Source organism: Klebsiella sp. K5-306 (assembly GCF_051835185.1).
Taxonomy (GTDB): Bacteria; Pseudomonadota; Gammaproteobacteria; order Enterobacterales; family Enterobacteriaceae; genus Klebsiella; species Klebsiella oxytoca.
Genome location: NZ_JAIFJY010000005.1, coordinates 238476 through 258023, shown reverse-complemented (window position 1 = coordinate 258023; position 19548 = coordinate 238476). Strand labels below are relative to the sequence as shown.

The following is a 19548-nucleotide window of genomic DNA, read 5'->3' as shown; positions in this document are numbered from 1 at the left end:
GCGCGATCGGCGCAAAAGGCTCCGTCTCTGCTTTTCTCCCTCTCCCTGTCAGGGAGAGGGCCAGGATGGAGGGGCAATCGGCGCTATTGTACTAACTGTTTGGTGATCGAAAGCAGCTGACGCACGTCCGCCGGGCGGGTATTACCGCTGGCTTTATCAATAATCGAACTGTAGATATGCGGGATAATTTTACTCACGCCGGCGTCCAGCGCGATCTGCAGGATCTCGCCGTAGTTTTCCAGATCGATCCCGCCGGTGGGCTCCAGCCAGAAATCATGACGGGCGCAGGCCTCGGCCACCGCAATAAACTCGTCACGATGCTTTAGCCCGCCCATCGGAAAGTATTTAATTGAACTGCCGCCCATATCTTTCAGCAGGGCAATCGCGGTTTCCAGCGGCACGATGCCGTCCGGCGCGCCGCTGCTGAGCGGGCCGGTGGAGATCTTCACCCTTCCCGGCGTACCGGTTGGCGACACCAGGCCGTTAACCACGGTTTCGTTCTGGCCCAGCAGCGCGCGGCTGGTCGCCACGCCGGTAAATACCTGGTTGACGTGCTGCGGCTGCACCTGACGCGAAATTTCGCTGACCATCGCCGACTGGTTCGGGTCGCCCGCGCCCAGCCCCACGGAGAGCGCGTTATCAATCCGCTGCGCGTATTCACGCATATCGGCAACCGCGCTGGCGACGTCCGGGTAATTTTTGGAGAGCACGCCCACCAGTACATGACCTTCCGCCGCCTCATAAATCTCGCTGGCGTTCTCTTTGCTTACCGCCAGCACGTTCAGGCAGACGCGGTCACGATAAAAATTAGGGGTCAGTTTCATGCGTTTTTCTCCTTGTTCAAAACCTCTGCGATGCGACGGGAGACAATCTCCAGTTGCTGCGCGTTCACGCTGCGGACATCAGCTTCAATAATGCCTTCATTTGCTTTATAGCCACGGAAGTAGATGGCGTATTCGCCCTGCTTCAGCGCATTGACCAGATCGCCGGTGTTGACGCCGGTCACCGCTTCATCAAACTTAATCTCCGCCCGCGCGATATCGCGGCCGGCGCTGTCCCAGACCACGCGCGCGGTGACGCCATCGAGCGTATTAAGCTGCTGAATAAACGGCGTCATCTTCGCCACCATCTCTTCACCGCTCTCTTTGCTCGCCGTCAGATAGTGTTCAATGGCGCAGGTCAGGCCGAGGATCCCCTCTTTACCCACCTTCATCGCCCGGCCAATGCCGTTCGACTGGCGTTTGACCCACTCAACGTATTGGGTTTTGCCGATAACCAGCCCGCTGGTCGGCCCTTCTATCGCCTTCGCGCCGCTATAAATCACCAGATCCGCGCCGGCGCGATAGTAGGCCTGGAGGTCTTCTTCCGCCGCCGCATCGACAATCAGCGGCAGATTATGGCTCTTCGCCACCGCTGCCGCCTGCGCCACGTTGAGCATGCTTTTCTGCACGCAGTGGTGGGATTTGATATACAGAATGGCCGCGGTGCGCGGGGTGATAGCCGCCGCCAGCTGCCCGGCAGAACATTCGTTGGCGTAGCCCGCTTCCACCAGCCTGCCGCCGCCCAGCGCTACCATGGTGCCCACCGGCGCGCCAAAGTTGACGTTGTGGCCCTTAGGCAGCACGATTTCGTTGTTTTCAATCGGCGTCACGTGCAGGTTTTCCAGCAGCCAGTCGCTGTCTTTTACCAGCACCGCCGCCACCGACTGGGCGATGCCCGCCGAGGCGCAGGAGACCACGGTCGCCCCTTCCACGTCCAGCAGCTTCGCAATATACGCGCCGGTTTTATTGACCAGATCTTTCATCTCGAAGTACTGGTTCATCCCCGCCATCGCGGCTTCCACGACTTCCTGTCGCGGCGTCGAGACGCCGAGAATGGTCATGCGCCCGGAGGTGTTAATGACCCGCTTTAAATCATATTTCTCAAAAATCGAAGGCATTTTCCGCGCTCCCTTGTTCGGTCAGATAGCCCTTGCCCGCGCGAATGGCGGCAAGCGGCAGCAGAATCTTGTCGGCCTGAAGGCTCTCTTTTTCAGCATCCACCAGCACCGTTGGCATCTGCGCGAGAGTAAACAGCGTCAGGTCGGCGTCATAGCCCACTTCCAGCCGCCCTTTATGGGAAAGATGCAGGCCTTCCGCGGCGTTGGCGGTCACGCAGTCGATAACCTGCGGCAGCGACATCCCTATAGCGAGGAATTTCGACATCACCAGCGCCAGCGAGCGCACCGGACCGTCGATACGGTTGCGGCAGTAGATATCGGAGCTGATGGTGTGCGGCAGAATGCCCATGGCAATCGCCCGGCGCGCCACTTCGAAGCTGAAGCTGGCGGTGCCGTGGCCGATATCAAGGCGCACGCCGCGCTGTAGCGCGCGGGTAATCGAACTCTTCAGCTCGCCGGACGGCGTCAGAATGCGATTGGGCTTGCCGTTATAGCAGTGAGTAATAATGTCGCCGGAGGTCAACAGATCGGCGATTTCATCCAGATCGGGCGGATTGTTGCCGATATGCACCATCAGCGGCAGGCCGCAGTTTTCCTGCTGAATTGCCTTTGCGCGCGCCAGCGGCGTAATGCCGTTTTCACCCACCACGCTGCTGCTCATCCGCGCCTTCAGGCCGACGATAAAGTTCGGGTAGCGGTTGACCGCCTGCTTCACCGCCTCTGCGTCGATATTCGCCATATTGGCCAGTTCATTCTGGGCAATCAGCCCGACGCGGGAAATGTTAAGCAGGGCATAAACCTCGGTCGCGGCTTTGCGGGTCAGTTGGTAGAAGTCATCAACGTCGTCCGCACCGGTGCTGCCCGCGTCAATCACGGTGGTCACGCCGGTAGCAACCCCCACGCTGTCCGGCTCATCATGGTAAATCGGCGAGTTCGGATAGCAGTGAACGTGAGAGTCAATCCAGCCTGCGCTGACGTAATAGCGGCCGTCCAGTTCAAGGGTTTTGCGCGCAGGCGCGCTAATCTCGCCAAGCGCCGCGATTTTACCGTCCCGGATGGCGATATCGGTCAGGGTATCGTCGACGAGGCGCGCACGGCGCAGGAGTAAATCAAACATATCTCTCTCCTGTTAACGCGGGCGCCGAGGCGCCCGCAGGACTTAACTAATCGCCACCGGGAAGATTGACCCAAGAAGCATGGCGCCAAGGATCGCGCCGCCGGTGATAGGCTTCTGCCAGATGTAGAACAGCAGCGCGCCCACCAGGGAACCGATGCCGATTGGAATAGAAGCGGTCATGGCGCTGAGGATAATCAACGGTCCGAGGAAGCGGCCTGAGGCGTTACCGGCCCCCATCATGACGTCCGCGCCGTAGGTGGAGTCGCTCTGGTTGATGGTGAATTTGCGCGCCAGGATAATGATGTAGCCAATGGCGAGCCCCAGCACCAGGCCAGTGACCAGTGAGGCGGCAAAGTTGGCGACCGGGAAAACAAAGCCCGCGCCGAGCAGCAGCGCCGGAACGCCTAAGCCGACGCCGGTCTGGATCGCCCCGCCGATATCCAGAATCCCCACCAGTGAGCCTTCGATAATACGCGCGAACAGGAAGCTGGCGCCGAACGCCGCTACCGCGCCGTAGGCACCGGTATCAATTCCCGCTTTCAGCATCGCCACGAAGGCGACTTCGTTAAACGCGCCGATGCCGTAGAGGTAGTACATATGCGTCCCGGCAAAAACGCCGGCGGAGAGCAGACCAACAAAGATCGGGAACGACCAGTCGGCATACCAAAAACCTTTATTTTGTTCCATGAGAGGCCCCTGTTATTTACCGCTGAGCGAGTTGTGGATCAGTTCCAGCCAGTTCGGCACGGTCAGATGGAAGGATTCAATCATCTTCATGTCGAAACCGCGGAAGAAGCCGCTCAGAACGAACAGCGCAACGATTGCTACCATCATCACTTTGGTGACGCGGTGCCAGCCGCTCTCTTCCACGCCTTTCCCGATCAGGATGCCCAGCACCAGGCCCGGGACGGCGTTACCCATAATCAGCTGCGCCGCGCCGCCGAAAATCGTCGCCCAAAAGCCCGACTTTTTGCCGGCATCAATCGCCGCCAGCCAGAAGATGACCGGCATCACCGTGTTCACCAGCAGGTTTGCCGCCGGAACCAGCACTTTGACCGCCGTCACCTGTAGCGCTTCCGGTACTGAAGAGGCGGTCAGGTTGAGGAAAGCCACAACGATCATGCCGATAATGCCGCAAGCGATGGCCATCTTTTTCGGATCGTGCAGCGTCTCGCCGACGTTGCGGTTTTTGATCATCAGCGCTGCCGCCCCCCAGTTGGGGATGATGCGGTGGTCAACGTCCTGAGTGAAGGAGCCTGCCGCGACGGAAGAGGCCCAGGCGTTGAAGAAGAAGCCCAGACCAAAAGAGAAGTGTGAAGCCGGATCGCCTTCACATGAATTCAGCTCGCCCAAGGTACGAAACGCCCCCATCCCCTGCGTGGTGGGCGCATGAAACATGCGTGCCGCTCCGGCGCCTACGCCGACGCCGACCAGGCCGCCGATGATGAGCGATTTTATTAAAATTATCAGGAACATAGTCTGACCCTTTGGTGAAAATCAGGTTTGCGTGACGAAATCCACTTTATCGAGATTAATGGCGGTCACGGTGACGGTAACGTTCAGCTCCACGCTGTAGGTCCGTCGCTCACGGCGCAGAAAGAAGAATAAAAATGCCTCTTTCCGTACCGCTTCACGCGCATGAACAACCTCCACATCCTGTGGTTCAATACGCAGTAAGATGTGCGGCGACGTTTTCATCACCGCCGCCTGGACATGGTTCAGGGCATCGGCGAAAGCACGCGTTTTGCTCTCGCCTTTGCCGGTAACGCTCACCGTGGTGGTGAATTGCTCTTTCATACTCACGCGCCGTATTTCTTCTTCCAGGCTTCCACCAGGCGTTCGCCCAGTTCTTCTTTATCCATAAAGCCGAAGCCCAGTACGTTGTAGCCTTCGTTAATCGCGGTGACGCCCTCATCAACGGAACGCATGCCATATTTTGCTTTGTAGCCATGCTTATTCTGCGCGGTGATTGCCCCTGCGCCGCCGCTGCCGCAGAAAGAGATACCGAAGGTAGCGTTTTCGGCTTTCATCATGTCGCCCAGCTTCATATCCGCAGCAACGCCCGGAACGACAACGGCGCGAGCGCCAGCTTTTTCCGCCCCTGCGGCAACTTTTTGACCTTTACCCAGGCGATCGCCAATAACAACGGTGATTTGTTCCATTTGTATGCTCCTTACAGGTTATCTTTCGCGACTTCGAAGTGGACGGACAGCAGCCAGGCTTCTTCATCTGGCAGATTGCCGAACTGCGCGACCACTTCGCGGGCCAGCATCATTGAATCTTCTGAGATCTCTTCGAACAGGCTGGCATCCACTTCCGGCAGCGGCTCGCCGCTGATTGACCGATGGGCCATCGCCCGAACGTGGGAAGTCAGCATTTGCTCCTGAACGTCGTTGGGAACGATGTTGCGGCGGCTTAATAGCGCGAAAACCTGCTGCAGCATCCTGTCGGCCAGCTGTTCGGTTAGCGTGGCCTGCTCCTCTGGGACGTGTGTTACCGCTCCGTTATTCACTTGAATTACCCCGTTGATGTCTCTGGGGATAACACTAATGCCGGGGGATAAGAGTTTGTAGCGAGTTGTTTTCCACTTCGAAGTGGAAAGAACGACGGCATGTGTGATTCATTTCACATAACCACAGAGAATGTGTTCACTTAGCCAAATTCGCGTGATGGATATCACATAATCGCAGCGCTGGCGGCGCGGAACGACCTGAAGAGAAAAACGCAAAAATGTGATGGAACAGGTTTTTTATCCGCCCGCCAGGCTGCCGGGAAAGCGGAAAGGGTTGGGATCAAGGTTGAGGATGGGAACAGGGCTTGAGGTTACCGTCCGAGGATTCAGGTTTAGATTTGGGGTCTGGTAGGCCGGGCAAGGCGTCAGCCTCCGCCCGGCAGAAATACCCGAAATCTGCAGACGATTAACGATACTTCTTATGATACGTATTGCGGGTGGTTTTAAACTCTTCCGCTGCGGCCTGAGCCTCTTTGACTTTACCTTCGTCAGCCAGCTTCAGCGCGCCGTCAATCTGGCCGATCAGCACATCAAAACCGTGACGATAGTCCTTCATTTCCGCGCTGTCATCCGCTTTACCTTCCAGCTTCGGCGGCGTCTCTTTCTGGGCGTCAACCGCCGCTGTACGCATCTTATTCAGCGCCGCTTTCAGCTCACCGGCATCTGAAGTTTTCTGCACCACTTGCAGGTTCTCGGCAAGGGTATCCATATCTTCGCCCAGATCGGCGAAAGCCGATGCCGAACCAAGCGCAAAAGCCGATACGGCCAGCATCGCTAACAGTTTTTTACGCATTGCTCACTTCCTTTTTTATTATTAAGCACACAGGTGTTATTGACCGGCGATCTTCATCTCCGGCAGCAGTACAGAACCGCACTGAATGTTGCTGCGCGTTTCGATATCGTCGCCGATGGTCACGATATTACGCCACATATCTTTCAGATTTCCTGCAATGGTTATCTCACTGACCGGATACTGAATTTCGCCGTTTTCTACCCAGAAGCCGGATGCGCCGCGTGAGTAGTCGCCGGTGACGCCGCTTACACCCTGCCCCATCAGTTCCGTGACGACAAGACCGGTCCCCATCTCTTTAAGCAACTTTGCAAAACTCAGGCCGCGACCGTTAATACGCCAGTTATGAATGCCGCCCGCGTGGCCGGTGCTCTTCAATCCCAGCTTGCGCGCCGAGTAGTTGGTCAACAGCCACTGGGTTAGTATGCCGTCTTTAATGATATCGCGGCGTTCCGTACGAACGCCTTCGCTATCAAACGGCGTAGAGGCCAGCCCCTTCAGCAGATGCGGATGCTCTTCAATGGTCAGCCAGTCCGGCAGGATCTGGGTTCCCAGCGCATCAAGCAGGAAGGTGGATTTACGGTAAACCGAACCGCCGGCAATCGCCCCGACCAGATGACCAAACAAACCGGTAGCCACTTCATTGGCGAAAATCACCGGCGCTTTCATCGTCGATAGCTTACGCGGGGCCAGGCGCGACAGGGTGCGGCGGGCGCACTCTTCGCCAACCCACTCCGGCGATTGCAGATCGCCAATCGCCCGGCCAATGGTGTAAGCGTAATCGCGCTCCATATCGCCATTCTCTTCAGCAATCACGCAGCTGGAGAGCGAATGGCGAGTCGAGCAGTAGCTCTGCAGCATGCCGTGGCTGTTACCAAACACTTTGATGCCGTAATGGCTGTTAAAGCTACCGCCTTCGGTATTGCTGATGCGTTTATCAGCTTTCAGCGCCGCCTGTTCCGCGCGGGAGGCCAGCTCAATGGCTTCATCCGGGGAAACATCCGCCGGATGGAACAGGTCCAGATCCGGGGCATCAAAAGCCAGCAGTTCTTTATCCGCCACGCCCGCGCACGGGTCCGGCGAGGTGTAGCGGGCAATATCCAGCGCCGCCTGCACCGTGCGGGCAATGGCCTGCGGGCTAAGGTCGGTCGAAGAGGCGCTGCCTTTACGATTCTGATGATAAACGGTGATGCCTAGCGCACCATCGCTATTGAATTCTACGTTCTCCACTTCGCCGTAGCGGGTGCTAACGCCGATACCGGTGGTTTTGCTGACGGAGACTTCCGCGCCGTCGGATTTGCCTGCCGCCAGTTCCAGCGCCGTGGTCACGGCCTCTTCCAGCGTCTTACGCTGTTGTGCAACTTGAGAGATGACTTTCATCGCTAATGCCATAATGTAAGAAGGAGTTAACTGAAGTCTAACAGAGAACCGTTTTTCAGTGCGCGCCTTAACTGGTAACATTAGTCTCTTTTTTAAGGAGCCTGAGATGACAAAGCAGCCCGAAGACTGGCTCGACGACGTCCCTGGTGATGACGTCGAAGATGAAGACGATGAAATTATCTGGGTCAGTAAAAGTGAAATTAAGCGCGACGCCGAAGAACTGAAGCGTCTTGGCGCGGAAATGGTCGAGCTGGGTAAAAACGCGCTCGATAAAATCCCGCTGGATACCGACCTGCGCGACGCGATTGAGCTCGCCCAGCGTATCAAGAAAGAAGGCCGCCGCCGCCAGCTGCAGCTGATTGGTAAAATGCTGCGCAGCCGTGACGTCGAGCCGATCCGTCAGGCGCTGGACAAGCTGAAGAACCGCCACAACCAGCAGGTTGCGCTGTTCCATAAGCTTGAACAGATCCGCGATCGTCTGATTGATAATGGTGATGACGCCGTTGCGGAAGTGCTGAACCTGTGGCCTGACGCTGACCGTCAGCAGCTGCGTTCGCTTATCCGCAACGCGCAAAAAGAGAAAGAAGGTAATAAACCGCCGAAATCCGCGCGGCTTATCTTCCAGTATCTGCGTGAACTGGCCGAAAACGAAGGCTAATTCTGCATAACTCCCCCGGATTACGGCGCTTGCCCGATCCGGGCGACCCGCCCTCCCGTACAAGCGACATCATCGATCTCTCCCTTCTTCTTTCCTCTGTATGCTGATTGGTTTTAATTTTTCATTTTAATTTCAAATAAGCGTTTAATTTTAACTTTTATTTCACAATAAAACCTGACACGGCAAGACAGCCAACCGCTCTCTTTTCACCACTCTTGAAAAATTAAAATTATAATCACCTGATTTTAATGAATTAAGTCATATCAACTCGCCTTTAACAGGCTGCCTTTAACAGCAGTTTGCTTATCTTTGATCCATCTCTCAAAACGGTTTTTGTATTTCATACATAATTATAATGAAAAATTAATTTCATTAGCGAGCGAATAAACGCAACGGTACCCGAGAAGTTTCTGGTCAGTCAGTTCTGTTAATTAAAACCAGGCATCTGCAGTGGCGGAAGGTTTGGCGTCATTACAGGAAAGGCACATGTTTTACTTAAGAGAATTCAATCCCTTACGGAGAAAACTTATGTCACTCATCACCAGTAATGACGACCTCGATGCCCTGGTCGCGCGGGTACGAAAGGCGCAACAGGCCTATGCCAGCTTTTCTCAGGAGAAGGTCGATAAAATCTTCCGCGCCGCCGCGCTGGCCGCCGCCGATGCCCGCATTCCGCTGGCCAAAATGGCTGTTGCCGAGTCCGGCATGGGCATCGTGGAAGATAAAGTCATCAAAAACCACTTTGCCTCCGAATATATCTACAACGCCTATAAAGATGAGAAAACCTGCGGGGTGCTGTCTGAAGATGACGCCTTTGGCACCATGACCATTGCCGAACCCATCGGCCTGATCTGCGGCATTGTCCCCACCACCAATCCGACCTCCACCGCCATTTTTAAGTCGCTGATTAGCCTCAAAACCCGCAACGGCATCGTTTTCTCCCCGCACCCGCGGGCGAAAAACGCCACCAACCGTGCGGCGGAGATCGTGCTGCGCGCGGCGGTAGAGGCCGGCGCGCCGCCGGATATCATTGGCTGGATTGACGAGCCGACCGTGGATTTGTCCAGCCGCCTGATGCACCACCCGGACATCAACCTGATCCTCGCCACCGGCGGGCCGGGCATGGTCAAAGCGGCCTACAGCTCCGGTAAACCGGCGATTGGCGTCGGCGCGGGCAACACCCCGGTGGTGATCGATGAAACCGCCGACGTGAAGCGCGCGGTAGCTTCGATTCTGATGTCAAAAACCTTCGATAACGGCGTCATCTGCGCCTCCGAGCAGTCGGTGGTGGTCGTGGATGCGGCCTACGACGCGGTACGCGAACGTTTCGCCAGCCACGGCGGCTACCTGCTGCAGGGGCAGGAGCTGAAGGCCGTGCAGGGGATTCTGCTGAAAAATGGTGCGCTCAACGCGGCTATTGTCGGGCAGTCAGCGGTCAATATTGCCGGAATGGCCGGGATCGCGGTGCCTGCGGACACCAAAATCCTGATTGGCGAAGTCCGGGACATCGACGACAGCGAGCCTTTTGCCCACGAAAAGCTGTCGCCCACGCTCGCCATGTACCGGGCGAAGGATTTCGCCGATGCCGTGGAGAAAGCGGTGAAGCTGGTGGATATGGGCGGCATCGGCCACACCTCCTGCCTGTATACCGACCAGGATAACCAGGCGGATCGCGTCAGGCTGTTTGGCGAGAAGATGAAAACCGCGCGCATCCTGATCAACACCCCGACCTCCCACGGCGGGATCGGCGACCTCTACAACTTCAGCCTCGCCCCTTCCCTGACCCTCGGCTGCGGCTCCTGGGGCGGCAACTCGATCTCGGAAAACGTCGGGCCGAAGCACCTGATTAACAAGAAAACCGTGGCTAAGCGAGCTGAAAACATGTTGTGGCACAAACTTCCGAAATCTGTCTACTTCCGTCGGGGCTCACTGCCAGTCGCGTTGGACGAAGTGATCACCGATGGTCACAAACGCGCGCTGATCGTCACCGACCGCTTCCTGTTTAACAACGGCTACGCGGATCAGATCACTTCCGTACTGAAAGCGGCTGGCGTTGAAACAGAAGTTTTTTTTGAAGTGGAAGCTGACCCGACTCTGACCATCGTCCGTAAAGGCGCTGAGCTGGCGAACGCTTTCAAACCGGACGTGATTATCGCCCTGGGCGGCGGCTCCCCGATGGACGCGGCGAAAATCATGTGGGTCATGTACGAACATCCGGAAACCCACTTCGAAGAGCTGGCGCTGCGCTTTATGGATATCCGTAAACGTATCTACAAGTTCCCGAAAATGGGGGTTAAAGCCAAAATGGTGGCGATCACCACCACGTCTGGTACCGGCTCGGAAGTGACGCCGTTCGCCGTTGTTACCGATGACGCCACCGGGCAGAAGTACCCGCTGGCTGACTATGCCCTGACCCCGGATATGGCGATTGTTGATGCCAACCTGGTCATGGAAATGCCGAAGTCCCTGTGCGCCTTCGGTGGTCTGGACGCGGTGACCCATGCGCTGGAAGCTTACGTTTCCGTACTGGCTTCCGAGTTCTCCGACGGCCAGGCGCTGCAGGCGCTGAAGCTGCTGAAAGAAAACCTGCCGGCGTCTTACCATGAAGGTTCTAAGAACCCGGCAGCGCGCGAGCGCGTACACAGTGCTGCAACGATCGCCGGTATTGCGTTTGCTAACGCCTTCCTGGGTGTATGTCACTCCATGGCGCACAAACTGGGTTCTCAGTTCCACATTCCTCATGGTCTGGCGAACGCGCTGATGATTTGCAACGTCATTCGCTATAACGCCAACGACAACCCGACCAAACAGACGGCATTCAGCCAGTATGACCGCCCGCAGGCCCGTCGTCGCTATGCGGAAATCGCCGACCACCTGGGTCTGACTGCACCGGGTGACCGCACCGCAGCGAAAATCGAAAAACTCCTTGGCTGGCTGGAAGCACTCAAAGCTGAACTGGGCATACCAAAATCCATCCGCGAGGCGGGGGTGCAGGAGGCCGATTTTCTCGCCCACGTCGATAAGCTGGCGGAAGATGCGTTCGATGACCAGTGCACCGGCGCCAACCCGCGCTATCCGCTGATTTCTGAATTGAAACAGCTGCTGACAGACAGCTTCTACGGCAATCAATACGCTGAAAAATCACCGACCGCAGCCGGAAAATCGCAAAAAGCGGAGGCCGTTGTCCGGAAATAAGCGCTTATTCAATATTCAAGAAAGTGGCTGACCCGGCGGTAAGTGATTTACCGCCGCTCAGAGGCTGATTATGAGAGAAAGTCGACAGATATTATCATGGAGAAAAATATGACTACTGTACCAAGACTGAAATATTTCGTTGATGGTCAATGGCGCGTTTCGCAGACCGAACGCTATATGGACGTCTATAACCCAAGTACCGGGGAAGTCATGGCTCAGGCCCCCTGCTGCACCGAGCAAGAAGTGCTGGATGCCGTTGCCGCGGCGCGCAAAGCCTTTCCGGCGTGGTCAGATACTCCGGCGATTAAACGCTCGCAAATTATGTTTCGCGTTCGTGAATTATTAATCCAGCATCAGGATCGCTTAACCGAGCTGGTGGCGAAAGAAAACGGTAAAGCCTGGGGAGATGCTCAGGGCGATGTATTAAAAGCGAAAGAGGGCACCGAGCTTGCCTGCTCTATCCCGACTCTGCTGGCGGGTGAAAATCTGATGGACGCGTCAGCCGGGATCGACACCAACCTTTACCGTGAGCCGATTGGCGTGTTCGCCGGCATTGTGCCGTTTAACTTCCCGGCGATGATTCCGATGGGATGGATGGCGCCGCTATGCGTCGCATCCGGTAACACCATGGTGATTAAAGCGGCCAGTATGACGCCGATGACCTGTATGGAAATCACCAAACTCTATCAGGAAGCGGGCGTACCGGATGGCGTGATTAACATCGTGACCTGTTCACGTAACGAAGCCGATATTCTGCTGACCCATCCGGACGTTAACGGCGTCTCATTCGTCGGCTCGACGTCCGTCGGCCTGCACGTATACTCCAAAGCCGCCGCCCACGGCAAACGCGTCCAGGCGCTGTGCGAAGCAAAAAACCATGCCCTGGTGCTGGCCGATGCGCCAGTTAACCGTACCGCCGCCGGTATTATCAACGCCGCGTTCGGCTGCGCGGGCGAACGCTGTATGGCGCTGCCGGTCGTCGTGGTGCAGGAAGAGATTGCCGACAGGCTGATTGCCGCCGTCGTCGAAAAAGCCAAACAGCTGAAAATCGGCCCCGGCTATCTGCGCGATACCGACATGGGTCCGGTGATTTCTAAAGACCATAAACAATCCGTCATCAACTGGATTAATAAAGGCATCGAAGAGGGTGCGAAGCTGGTGCTCGATGGTCGCGATATTAAGGTGCCGGGCCAGGAAAAAGGCTTCTATGTCGGGCCGACTATACTCGATGGCGTGACCGAGGAGATGAGCGTCGGGACGCAGGAAATTTTCGGGCCGGTCCTGTGCTTTAAGCGGGTAAAAACCTTCGAAGAAGGTCTGAAATTAATGAACAATAACCCGTTTGCCAACGGCTCGGTTATTTTCACCCAAAGCGGCTACTACGCCCGCGAGTTCCAGAAACGCACCCACGGCGGTATGGTCGGTATTAACGTCGGCATCCCGGTGCCGGTCGGCGTATTCCCCTTCTCAGGTCATAAACAGTCATTCTTCGGCGACCTGCACTGCCTGGGCAAAGATGGCGTTCGTTTCTATACAGAGTCCAAATGCGTGACTTCGCGCTGGTTTGATGAAGAAGAAGCAAAACGCGAAAAAGTCGACTCCTGGGACGGTACGATTTAATAGCCATTTAAACCCAACATATAACGAGTTGCGGGACAGGTAGCAACCCAGCGAATCCTCAGTCATTTACTGGCGTAAATGGCTGAGGTCAACAAATGCGGGCAACGTACAAGCAGCTTGAAATATGACGGTCAGCTCCCTCCAGATATTGCTCCGGCAGTATCTGGAGCATTAATTCGATTTTTTTATTCTGCACGTGTCGCTGAATCGTTAATAACGACTGCACACTAAAAAAATCCTTAATATTAAATGGAGTTTCCTATGACCCAGGCCTTCTCAATTCCTCGCAGTATTATTTATGGCGAAAATGCTTTAGAGCATCTTTCCACCCTGAGCGGAAAAAAAGCCGCATTAGTCACCGGCGGCAGTTCAATGAAGCGTTTTGGCTTTCTGGATAAAGCCGTCAGCGAACTCAATAAAGCGGGTATAGAGTGCATTATTATCGATAATGTTGAACCCAATCCGTCCATTAAAACCGTCTGGCGCGGAGCCAAAGCGATGCTGGCCTTTGAACCTGACTGGATAGTGGCCATTGGCGGCGGTTCCGCGCTGGATGCCGCTAAAGTTATGTGGTGTTTCTATGAACATCCGCAGCTGAAGTTTGAGGATATTATTCCCGTCGGTGCCATGCCGCCGCTGCGCAGCAAAGCACGGTTTGTGGCGATCCCCTCCACCAGCGGCAGCGCGTCCGAAATCACCGCCTTCTCGGTGATCACCGATACGGCAAATCATATCAAATACCCGATTGTTGCCGCCGATCTGGTGCCGGATATCGCCATTCTCGACCCCACTATTCCGGCAAAAATGCCGCCTCACGTGACGGTTCACACCGGCATGGACGTTTTGACCCATGCGATTGAAGCCTACGTCTCCACTGCAGCCAACTCGTTTACCGACCCTTATGCGGTAGAGGCCATTCGGCTGGTATTTAAGCATCTGGAAACCGCCTGGCGCTCACCCGATGATTTAAATGCCCGCATGCATATGCATAATGCTTCCGCGCTGGCGGGAATCGCCTTCACCAATGCGTCACTGGGATTAGTGCATTCGATGGCGCATAAAATTGGCGGCGAATTTGGCATTACTCACGGTCTGGCGAATGCGATTATGTTGCCGTATATCATTCAATATAATGCGAAGTTCACCAAAAAATATCGTCAGCTGGAAGCCGCATTAGGTATGGATAATTTAATTGCCGCGATCAATGCGCTGAATCAACGGCTGGGCGTCCCGAAAACGCTGAGCCAGTGTGACGAAGTGGAAATCAATGAAGTGACCTTTGTTAATGTGCTCGACCGAATGAGTCGCCATGCCGTCGACGATCCCTGTACGTTAACCAATCCTAACTATCCGTCAGTTCAGGACGTTAAAGGGTTGTACACCCTGGCATTCTACGGCGCTTGATAGCCTCAGCGCTGCGATGTTGTGAACGGTAAAGCCACGTTGCCTAAGGCTGCAGGGAATAGCGACTCCCTGCAGCCATCCCTTTTATCCCGCCTCGGTATTTCTGCAATGAACCCAAGCTGAATCGTTAAAGCAAAAGACGATAGTAATCACATAATTTCAGCAACGAAATTCAATATCACTGACGAAAAGAGATTTATATCTCATTTAAAAATATAAAAACGCCTGTTTTCTCACCAGGTGAGACACTTCACATTTTCATAATCCACTTGCAACTAAATTCCCTGCATCAGTGACACAATCGATTCAGCAAAAGGGATGAAAAATGAAAAAGACATTAGCTTTGACGGCCATTGCCGCGCTTATTTCTACGCCGGCAATGGCAAAAACGTGGGTGCTGACAAGCGCTGAAAGCGGCATAGATAAAGGAAACTGGCAAATAACCAGCGATCAGCTGAAGATAAAAGAGCATAACTTCAGCATTGAGCAAAAAGTCCTTCACGGCGGTAAACAAGAAGGCAGTAAAATCCTTGTGATCCATAGTAAAGACGGCCTGACCATCGCGCTTAGCCCGACCCGCGGCATGAACCTGCTAAAAATCGAAGGCTTTGGATCGCGAATGGGCTGGGATTCGCCGGTCAAAGAAGTGGTTAATCCCGCCTTTATTAACCTCGAAAGCCGTAACGGACTGGGATGGCTGGAGGGTTTCAATGAAATGATGGTACGCTGCGGCTACGAATGGACAGGCCACCCGGTGACCGCCGATGGGCAGATTTACACCCTGCACGGCAAAGTCGGCAACACGCCGGCTTCCCAGGTAGAAGTTGAAGTGGCGGATACCGCGCCATATGAAATTCGCGTTCGTGGACTGGTGAAGGAGAGCACCTTCAAAAAAGCAGATTTGCAGACCATGACCGAACTGCGCTACGTGCCAGGCAGCAATAGCTTTAGCCTGCACGATGTCCTGACCAACCATGCCGACTATCCGCATGACTATCAAATTATCTATCACAGCAACTTTGGCAAGCCGATCCTCGAAGAAGGCGCCCGCTTCCTGGCCCCGATCGCCAGCATCAGTCCATTCAACGACTACGCCAAAGCGGGCTTAAAAAGCTGGCAAACCTACGCCGGACCAACGAAAGATTTCGATGAAATGGTGTTTAATATGCAGCCTCTGGCGGATGAAAATCATCAAACGCTGGCCGCAGTGGTCAACAAAGCCGGCGATAAAGGAGCATCTATTCAGTTTGATACCCGCCAGCTACCGGTGCTGACCCTGTGGAAAAATACCGATACCGAGAAACAGGGTTACGTCACCGGTATTGAGCCAGGCACCAGCTACGCCTATCCGGTCACTATCGAGCGGGAGCAAAAACGCGTTAAGCAGCTTCAGCCCGGGGAAAGCGCCCAGTTTGATCTGACCTATACGCTGCTGCACAGCAGCGAGCAGGTTGCCGAGGTGGAGAAGAAAATCGCGGCTATTCAGGGCGATAGCAAAGTGGCGGAAAACGAAACGCCTATCGCGAAAGAGTAATTTAACGCGTTAAGCATGTTCCGGGCGACAAAACACGCAGACGGCGGTGAACTTGTCGTCCGGCTAAGCGCAGCGCGAACCGGAAGAAAAGCGGAGGCCGTATTACGCACGGCTTCCCGGAGGCGGCGCTTGACGCGCCTTGTCCGGACGACAAAAACTCAAAACACGCGGACCTTTAGCCCAGCTCAGGCATCAGCCGCAACCGGGGATTTTCCCGGAGGCGGCGCCTGGCGCACCTTGTCCGGGCGACAATACCTCGATCGCACCAGCCTGAGCCATGACCACCAAACGCAAATCCCGCGCAAAGCGCTGATACCGCGCCTCATCAATCGGCTGCGGGTAGCTCAACACGATCAATTCATGATCGGCAATACCCTGATGATAGGTCGGATGGCGATGCGCCCAGGGATTCGCGCAAAACCCCATGGTTTCATAAAAGCGCAGACGCTTATGGGCAATCTCGCTGGTCAGCGGATCGATTTCGAGAATGGTCAGCGGCGCACGCTGAAGTATTTCAGCTAACAGCCGCTTGCCGTAGCCACGCGATCGTAACGTATCGTCGATGGCCAGATGTTCAATGTAACTATAGTCAGCAAACCGCCAGCAGCCGCTCAGGCCGATAAACAGACCATCATCGAACCAGGCTTCCAGTACATAATGGGGATTATCAAGCGCCTGCTGTTTAGCCTCTGCTTCACGCTGTTCGTGCCACGGGAAGGCTCTGCCGTACAGGGCATCCAGCGCGGGAAAATAAGCGGAATCGGTAGAGGTCACTCTTTGTGAAATCAACATGAACCATCCGTAACTATCCGCCCTCACGCGGAGGGCGGATCAACGCGGAGAATGGCCTATTCGGCCGCCTCGGCTTTTTTCGCCAGCTTATCGAGCAGCTTCTGATGAATGCCGCCAAAACCACCGTTGCTCATGACCAGAATGTGGTCGCCAGGATGCGCGGTCTTCACAATCATATCCACCAGCGTATCGACATCGGCGCTCCAGTGCGCGGGCTGTACGCAGGCGTCAGCTACTTCAGCTACCTGCCACGGAATATGCTGCGGCTGCAGCAGAAAGACCTCGTCGGCACGACCGAGAGACGGCGCCAGGTCATCTTTGCAAATGCCCATTTTCATGGTGTTGGAACGGGGTTCAAGCACGGCAAGAATTCGCGCGGTACCGCCAACTTTGCCGCGTAGCGCCTGCAGAGTCGCCAGAATCGCCGTCGGGTGGTGGGCAAAATCGTCGTATACGGTGACGCCGTTGGCTTCGCCGCGTAGTTCCAGACGGCGGCGGGCGTTGATAAAGCTACCCAGCGCATTGGCCGCATCGGCAGGCAGCACGCCGACATGACGGGCGGCGGCAATGGCCATCAGGCCGTTATGCATATTATGTTCGCCGACCAGCGCCCACTTCACCTCGCCCACTTTCTCGCCGTCCAGCCACACTTCCCATGAGGAAGCATCGGTGGTCAGCTTTTTCGCTTGCCAGTGGCCCTGTTCGCCGACCAGTTCCTGCTCGCTCCAGCAGCCCATTGCCATCGTCTGTTTCAGGTTGATGTCGTTCTCAGGCAGAATGATTTTGCCCTTGCCCGGCACAATGCGCACCAGATGATGGAACTGTTTCTGGATGGCCTTCAGGTCGTCAAAAATGTCCGCATGGTCGAACTCAAGGTTATTGAGAATCAACGTACGCGGGCAGTAGTGAACGAACTTAGAGCGCTTATCGAAGAAAGCGCAGTCGTATTCATCGGCTTCAATCACGAAGAACGGGCTGTCGCCAAGGCGCGCGGACACCTCAAAGTTGCCCGGTACGCCGCCGATGACAAAGCCCGGCTTGTAGCCGCAGGCTTCAAGGATCCAGGTCGCCATTCCGGCAGTGGTGGTTTTACCATGCGTCCCGGCAACCGCCAGCACCCAGCGATCGCGCAGGACAAAGTCGTGCAGCCACTGCGGCCCGGACATATACGGGATGTTATTTTCCAGCACCGCTTCCACGCACGGGTTGCCGCGCGTCATCGCGTTACCGATGATCACCAGATCCGGCTGAGGATCCAGCTGGCTGGCATCATATCCTTGAATTAACTCAATTCCCTGGGTTTCCAGCAGGGTACTCATTGGCGGATAGACGTTTGCATCCGACCCCGTTACCTCATGACCGAGGGAACGCGCCAGCATCGCCAGCCCCCCCATAAACGTGCCACAGATTCCTAAAATATGAATGCGCATTCGTCATTTCCTTCTCTTATCTGAAGCACAGTTTACCGGGATGTTGGGGCTGAAAGAAATGCATTTCAGGGGAATCCGTATTTTGCTGGCGCGATTCACCTGTGCGAACTTTTTTTATTCTTTGTTAAGATTGTTTTGTTCGTTTTACTTCACATAAACATGCAGGGAACGGGTTATGAAAACGTTAGGTGAATTTATTGTCGAAAAGCAGCACGAGTTCTCTCACGCAACGGGCGAGCTGACTGCTTTGTTGTCGGCGATAAAGTTAGGCGCCAAGATCATCCACCGCGATATCAACAAGGCCGGTCTGGTCGATATCCTGGGTGCCAGCGGTGCTGAAAACGTTCAGGGCGAGGTGCAGCAAAAACTCGACCTGTTTGCCAATGAAAAGCTGAAAGCCGCACTGCGAGCACGCGATATTGTTGCCGGGATCGCCTCTGAAGAAGAAGATGAAATCGTCGTCTTTGAAGGCTGTGAACACGCCAAATACGTGGTGCTGATGGACCCTCTGGATGGCTCCTCTAACATCGACGTTAACGTCTCCGTCGGGACGATTTTCTCTATCTATCGCCGCGTCACGCCGGTGGGTACTCCCGTCACCGAAGAAGACTTCCTGCAGCCGGGTAACCGCCAGGTCGCCGCCGGCTATGTGGTTTACGGTTCCTCGACGATGCTGGTTTATACCACCGGCTGCGGCGTCCACGCCTTTACCTACGACCCGTCCCTTGGCGTGTTCTGCCTGTGCCAGGAACGCATGCGCTTCCCGGAAAAGGGGAATACCTACTCGATTAACGAAGGTAACTACATCAAGTTCCCGATGGGCGTGAAAAAGTACATCAAGTACTGCCAGGAAGAAGATAAAGAGACCCAGCGCCCGTATACCTCGCGCTATATCGGCTCGCTGGTAGCGGATTTCCACCGCAACCTGCTCAAAGGCGGCATTTACCTCTACCCGAGCACCGCCAGCCACCCGGATGGTAAACTGCGTCTGCTGTACGAGTGCAACCCGATGGCGTTCCTCGCTGAACAGGCGGGCGGCAAGGCCAGCGACGGTAAAGAGCGCATTCTGGATATTATCCCGGAAAGCCTGCACCAGCGCCGCTCTTTCTTCGTCGGCAATAACCATATGGTCGAAGACGTCGAGAACTTTATTAAAGAGTTCCCGGACGCGTAATAT

At 55.4% G+C, this 19548-nt stretch carries 18 protein-coding genes; 6 read left to right on the top strand and 12 right to left on the bottom strand.

Annotation, left to right across the window (positions count from 1 at the left end; all coding sequences use genetic code 11):
* Window positions 1-83: 83 nt before the first annotated feature.
* From dagF to pmbA, 10 genes are all read right to left on the bottom strand, one after another.
* Window positions 84-824, bottom strand: coding sequence for a 2-dehydro-3-deoxy-phosphogluconate aldolase (gene dagF, locus K2184_RS10595; protein ID WP_024273629.1), 741 nt, complete (start codon window positions 822-824; stop codon window positions 84-86).
* Window positions 821-1939 carry a DgaE family pyridoxal phosphate-dependent ammonia lyase gene (locus K2184_RS10590; protein ID WP_024273628.1) on the bottom strand — a complete coding sequence of 373 codons (1119 nt, stop codon included), beginning with the start codon at window positions 1937-1939 and terminating at the stop codon, window positions 821-823. Before K2184_RS10590 ends, dagF begins: the two co-directional genes overlap by 4 nt.
* Window positions 1923-3056 (bottom strand): amidohydrolase/deacetylase family metallohydrolase, encoded by a 1134-nt coding sequence (locus tag K2184_RS10585; RefSeq protein ID WP_016809339.1) that lies wholly within the window; start codon window positions 3054-3056, stop codon window positions 1923-1925. The genes K2184_RS10590 and K2184_RS10585 overlap by 17 nt, the downstream gene beginning before the upstream one ends.
* Before the next feature lie 42 nt (window positions 3057-3098).
* Window positions 3099-3743 (bottom strand): DUF4310 family protein, encoded by a 645-nt coding sequence (locus tag K2184_RS10580; protein ID WP_016809340.1) that lies wholly within the window; start codon window positions 3741-3743, stop codon window positions 3099-3101.
* Window positions 3744-3755: 12 nt separating this feature from the next.
* Window positions 3756-4532, bottom strand: coding sequence for a DUF4311 domain-containing protein (locus K2184_RS10575; protein ID WP_004098075.1), 777 nt, complete (start codon window positions 4530-4532; stop codon window positions 3756-3758).
* 21 nt (window positions 4533-4553) lie between these two features.
* Window positions 4554-4853: a DUF4312 family protein gene (locus K2184_RS10570; protein ID WP_004108982.1), complete on the bottom strand. Its 300-nt coding sequence runs from the start codon at window positions 4851-4853 to the stop codon at window positions 4554-4556.
* A gap of 2 nt (window positions 4854-4855) precedes the next feature.
* Window positions 4856-5218: an SFCGS family glycine-rich protein gene (locus tag K2184_RS10565; protein ID WP_004098072.1), complete on the bottom strand. Its 363-nt coding sequence runs from the start codon at window positions 5216-5218 to the stop codon at window positions 4856-4858.
* An 11-nt stretch (window positions 5219-5229) separates the two neighbouring features.
* A complete protein-coding gene (locus K2184_RS10560) occupies window positions 5230-5568 on the bottom strand; it encodes a glycine dehydrogenase (protein WP_004108984.1) in 339 nt (112 codons plus the stop codon).
* Window positions 5569-5974: 406 nt separating this feature from the next.
* Entirely contained in the window at window positions 5975-6361 is a 387-nt protein-coding gene (cybC, locus tag K2184_RS10555) for a cytochrome b562 (RefSeq protein WP_004108991.1), read from the bottom strand.
* Between the two features lie 36 nt (window positions 6362-6397).
* On the bottom strand, window positions 6398-7750 hold the full coding sequence (gene pmbA, locus K2184_RS10550) for a metalloprotease PmbA (protein WP_004108992.1): 1353 nt from the start codon (window positions 7748-7750) through the stop codon (window positions 6398-6400).
* 94 nt (window positions 7751-7844) lie between these two features.
* On the opposite strand from pmbA, the gene yjgA reads away from it, so the two are divergent.
* The 5 genes from yjgA (at window position 7845) to K2184_RS10525 (ending at window position 16149) form a co-directional block, all read left to right on the top strand.
* Window positions 7845-8396: a ribosome biogenesis factor YjgA gene (gene yjgA / locus K2184_RS10545; protein ID WP_016809342.1), complete on the top strand. Its 552-nt coding sequence runs from the start codon at window positions 7845-7847 to the stop codon at window positions 8394-8396.
* A 528-nt stretch (window positions 8397-8924) separates the two neighbouring features.
* Window positions 8925-11591, top strand: coding sequence for a bifunctional acetaldehyde-CoA/alcohol dehydrogenase (gene adhE, locus K2184_RS10540; protein ID WP_163525014.1), 2667 nt, complete (start codon window positions 8925-8927; stop codon window positions 11589-11591).
* 108 nt (window positions 11592-11699) lie between these two features.
* Window positions 11700-13211, top strand: coding sequence for a CoA-acylating methylmalonate-semialdehyde dehydrogenase (locus tag K2184_RS10535; RefSeq protein WP_049127469.1), 1512 nt, complete (start codon window positions 11700-11702; stop codon window positions 13209-13211).
* Window positions 13212-13472: 261 nt separating this feature from the next.
* The gene (locus tag K2184_RS10530) at window positions 13473-14615 is read left to right on the top strand and encodes an iron-containing alcohol dehydrogenase (RefSeq protein WP_017145072.1); all 1143 of its coding nucleotides are present in this window, start codon (window positions 13473-13475) and stop codon (window positions 14613-14615) included.
* Window positions 14616-14940: 325 nt separating this feature from the next.
* On the top strand, window positions 14941-16149 hold the full coding sequence (locus K2184_RS10525; RefSeq protein ID WP_017145073.1) for an aldose 1-epimerase family protein: 1209 nt from the start codon (window positions 14941-14943) through the stop codon (window positions 16147-16149).
* Between the two features lie 192 nt (window positions 16150-16341).
* Here the strand turns inward: K2184_RS10525 and K2184_RS10520 are convergent, their stop codons facing one another.
* Both K2184_RS10520 and mpl read right to left on the bottom strand, forming a co-directional pair.
* The gene (locus tag K2184_RS10520) at window positions 16342-16941 is read right to left on the bottom strand and encodes a GNAT family N-acetyltransferase (RefSeq protein ID WP_047720435.1); all 600 of its coding nucleotides are present in this window, start codon (window positions 16939-16941) and stop codon (window positions 16342-16344) included.
* Between the two features lie 56 nt (window positions 16942-16997).
* Window positions 16998-18371: a UDP-N-acetylmuramate:L-alanyl-gamma-D-glutamyl-meso-diaminopimelate ligase gene (gene mpl / locus K2184_RS10515; protein ID WP_004109005.1), complete on the bottom strand. Its 1374-nt coding sequence runs from the start codon at window positions 18369-18371 to the stop codon at window positions 16998-17000.
* 175 nt (window positions 18372-18546) lie between these two features.
* Here mpl and fbp point away from each other — a divergent pair, with 175 nt between their 5' ends.
* Window positions 18547-19545, top strand: coding sequence for a class 1 fructose-bisphosphatase (gene fbp / locus K2184_RS10510; protein WP_004109008.1), 999 nt, complete (start codon window positions 18547-18549; stop codon window positions 19543-19545).
* Window positions 19546-19548: the final 3 nt, after the last annotated feature.

Bases quoted from the DNA above. Each gene is read 5' to 3' on its own strand.
- dagF (WP_024273629.1), bottom strand. From the start codon at position 824: ATGAAACTGACCCCTAATTTTTATCGTGACCGCGTCTGCCTGAACGTG.
- K2184_RS10590 (WP_024273628.1), bottom strand. From the start codon at position 1,939: ATGCCTTCGATTTTTGAGAAATATGATTTAAAGCGGGTCATTAACACC.
- K2184_RS10585 (WP_016809339.1), bottom strand. From the start codon at position 3,056: ATGTTTGATTTACTCCTGCGCCGTGCGCGCCTCGTCGACGATACCCTG.
- K2184_RS10580 (WP_016809340.1), bottom strand. From the start codon at position 3,743: ATGGAACAAAATAAAGGTTTTTGGTATGCCGACTGGTCGTTCCCGATC.
- K2184_RS10575 (WP_004098075.1), bottom strand. From the start codon at position 4,532: ATGTTCCTGATAATTTTAATAAAATCGCTCATCATCGGCGGCCTGGTC.
- K2184_RS10570 (WP_004108982.1), bottom strand. From the start codon at position 4,853: ATGAAAGAGCAATTCACCACCACGGTGAGCGTTACCGGCAAAGGCGAG.
- K2184_RS10565 (WP_004098072.1), bottom strand. From the start codon at position 5,218: ATGGAACAAATCACCGTTGTTATTGGCGATCGCCTGGGTAAAGGTCAA.
- cybC (WP_004108991.1), bottom strand. From the start codon at position 6,361: ATGCGTAAAAAACTGTTAGCGATGCTGGCCGTATCGGCTTTTGCGCTT.
- pmbA (WP_004108992.1), bottom strand. From the start codon at position 7,750: ATGGCATTAGCGATGAAAGTCATCTCTCAAGTTGCACAACAGCGTAAG.
- yjgA (WP_016809342.1), top strand. From the start codon at position 7,845: ATGACAAAGCAGCCCGAAGACTGGCTCGACGACGTCCCTGGTGATGAC.
- adhE (WP_163525014.1), top strand. From the start codon at position 8,925: ATGTCACTCATCACCAGTAATGACGACCTCGATGCCCTGGTCGCGCGG.
- K2184_RS10535 (WP_049127469.1), top strand. From the start codon at position 11,700: ATGACTACTGTACCAAGACTGAAATATTTCGTTGATGGTCAATGGCGC.
- K2184_RS10530 (WP_017145072.1), top strand. From the start codon at position 13,473: ATGACCCAGGCCTTCTCAATTCCTCGCAGTATTATTTATGGCGAAAAT.
- K2184_RS10525 (WP_017145073.1), top strand. From the start codon at position 14,941: ATGAAAAAGACATTAGCTTTGACGGCCATTGCCGCGCTTATTTCTACG.
- K2184_RS10520 (WP_047720435.1), bottom strand. From the start codon at position 16,941: ATGTTGATTTCACAAAGAGTGACCTCTACCGATTCCGCTTATTTTCCC.
- mpl (WP_004109005.1), bottom strand. From the start codon at position 18,371: ATGCGCATTCATATTTTAGGAATCTGTGGCACGTTTATGGGGGGGCTG.
- fbp (WP_004109008.1), top strand. From the start codon at position 18,547: ATGAAAACGTTAGGTGAATTTATTGTCGAAAAGCAGCACGAGTTCTCT.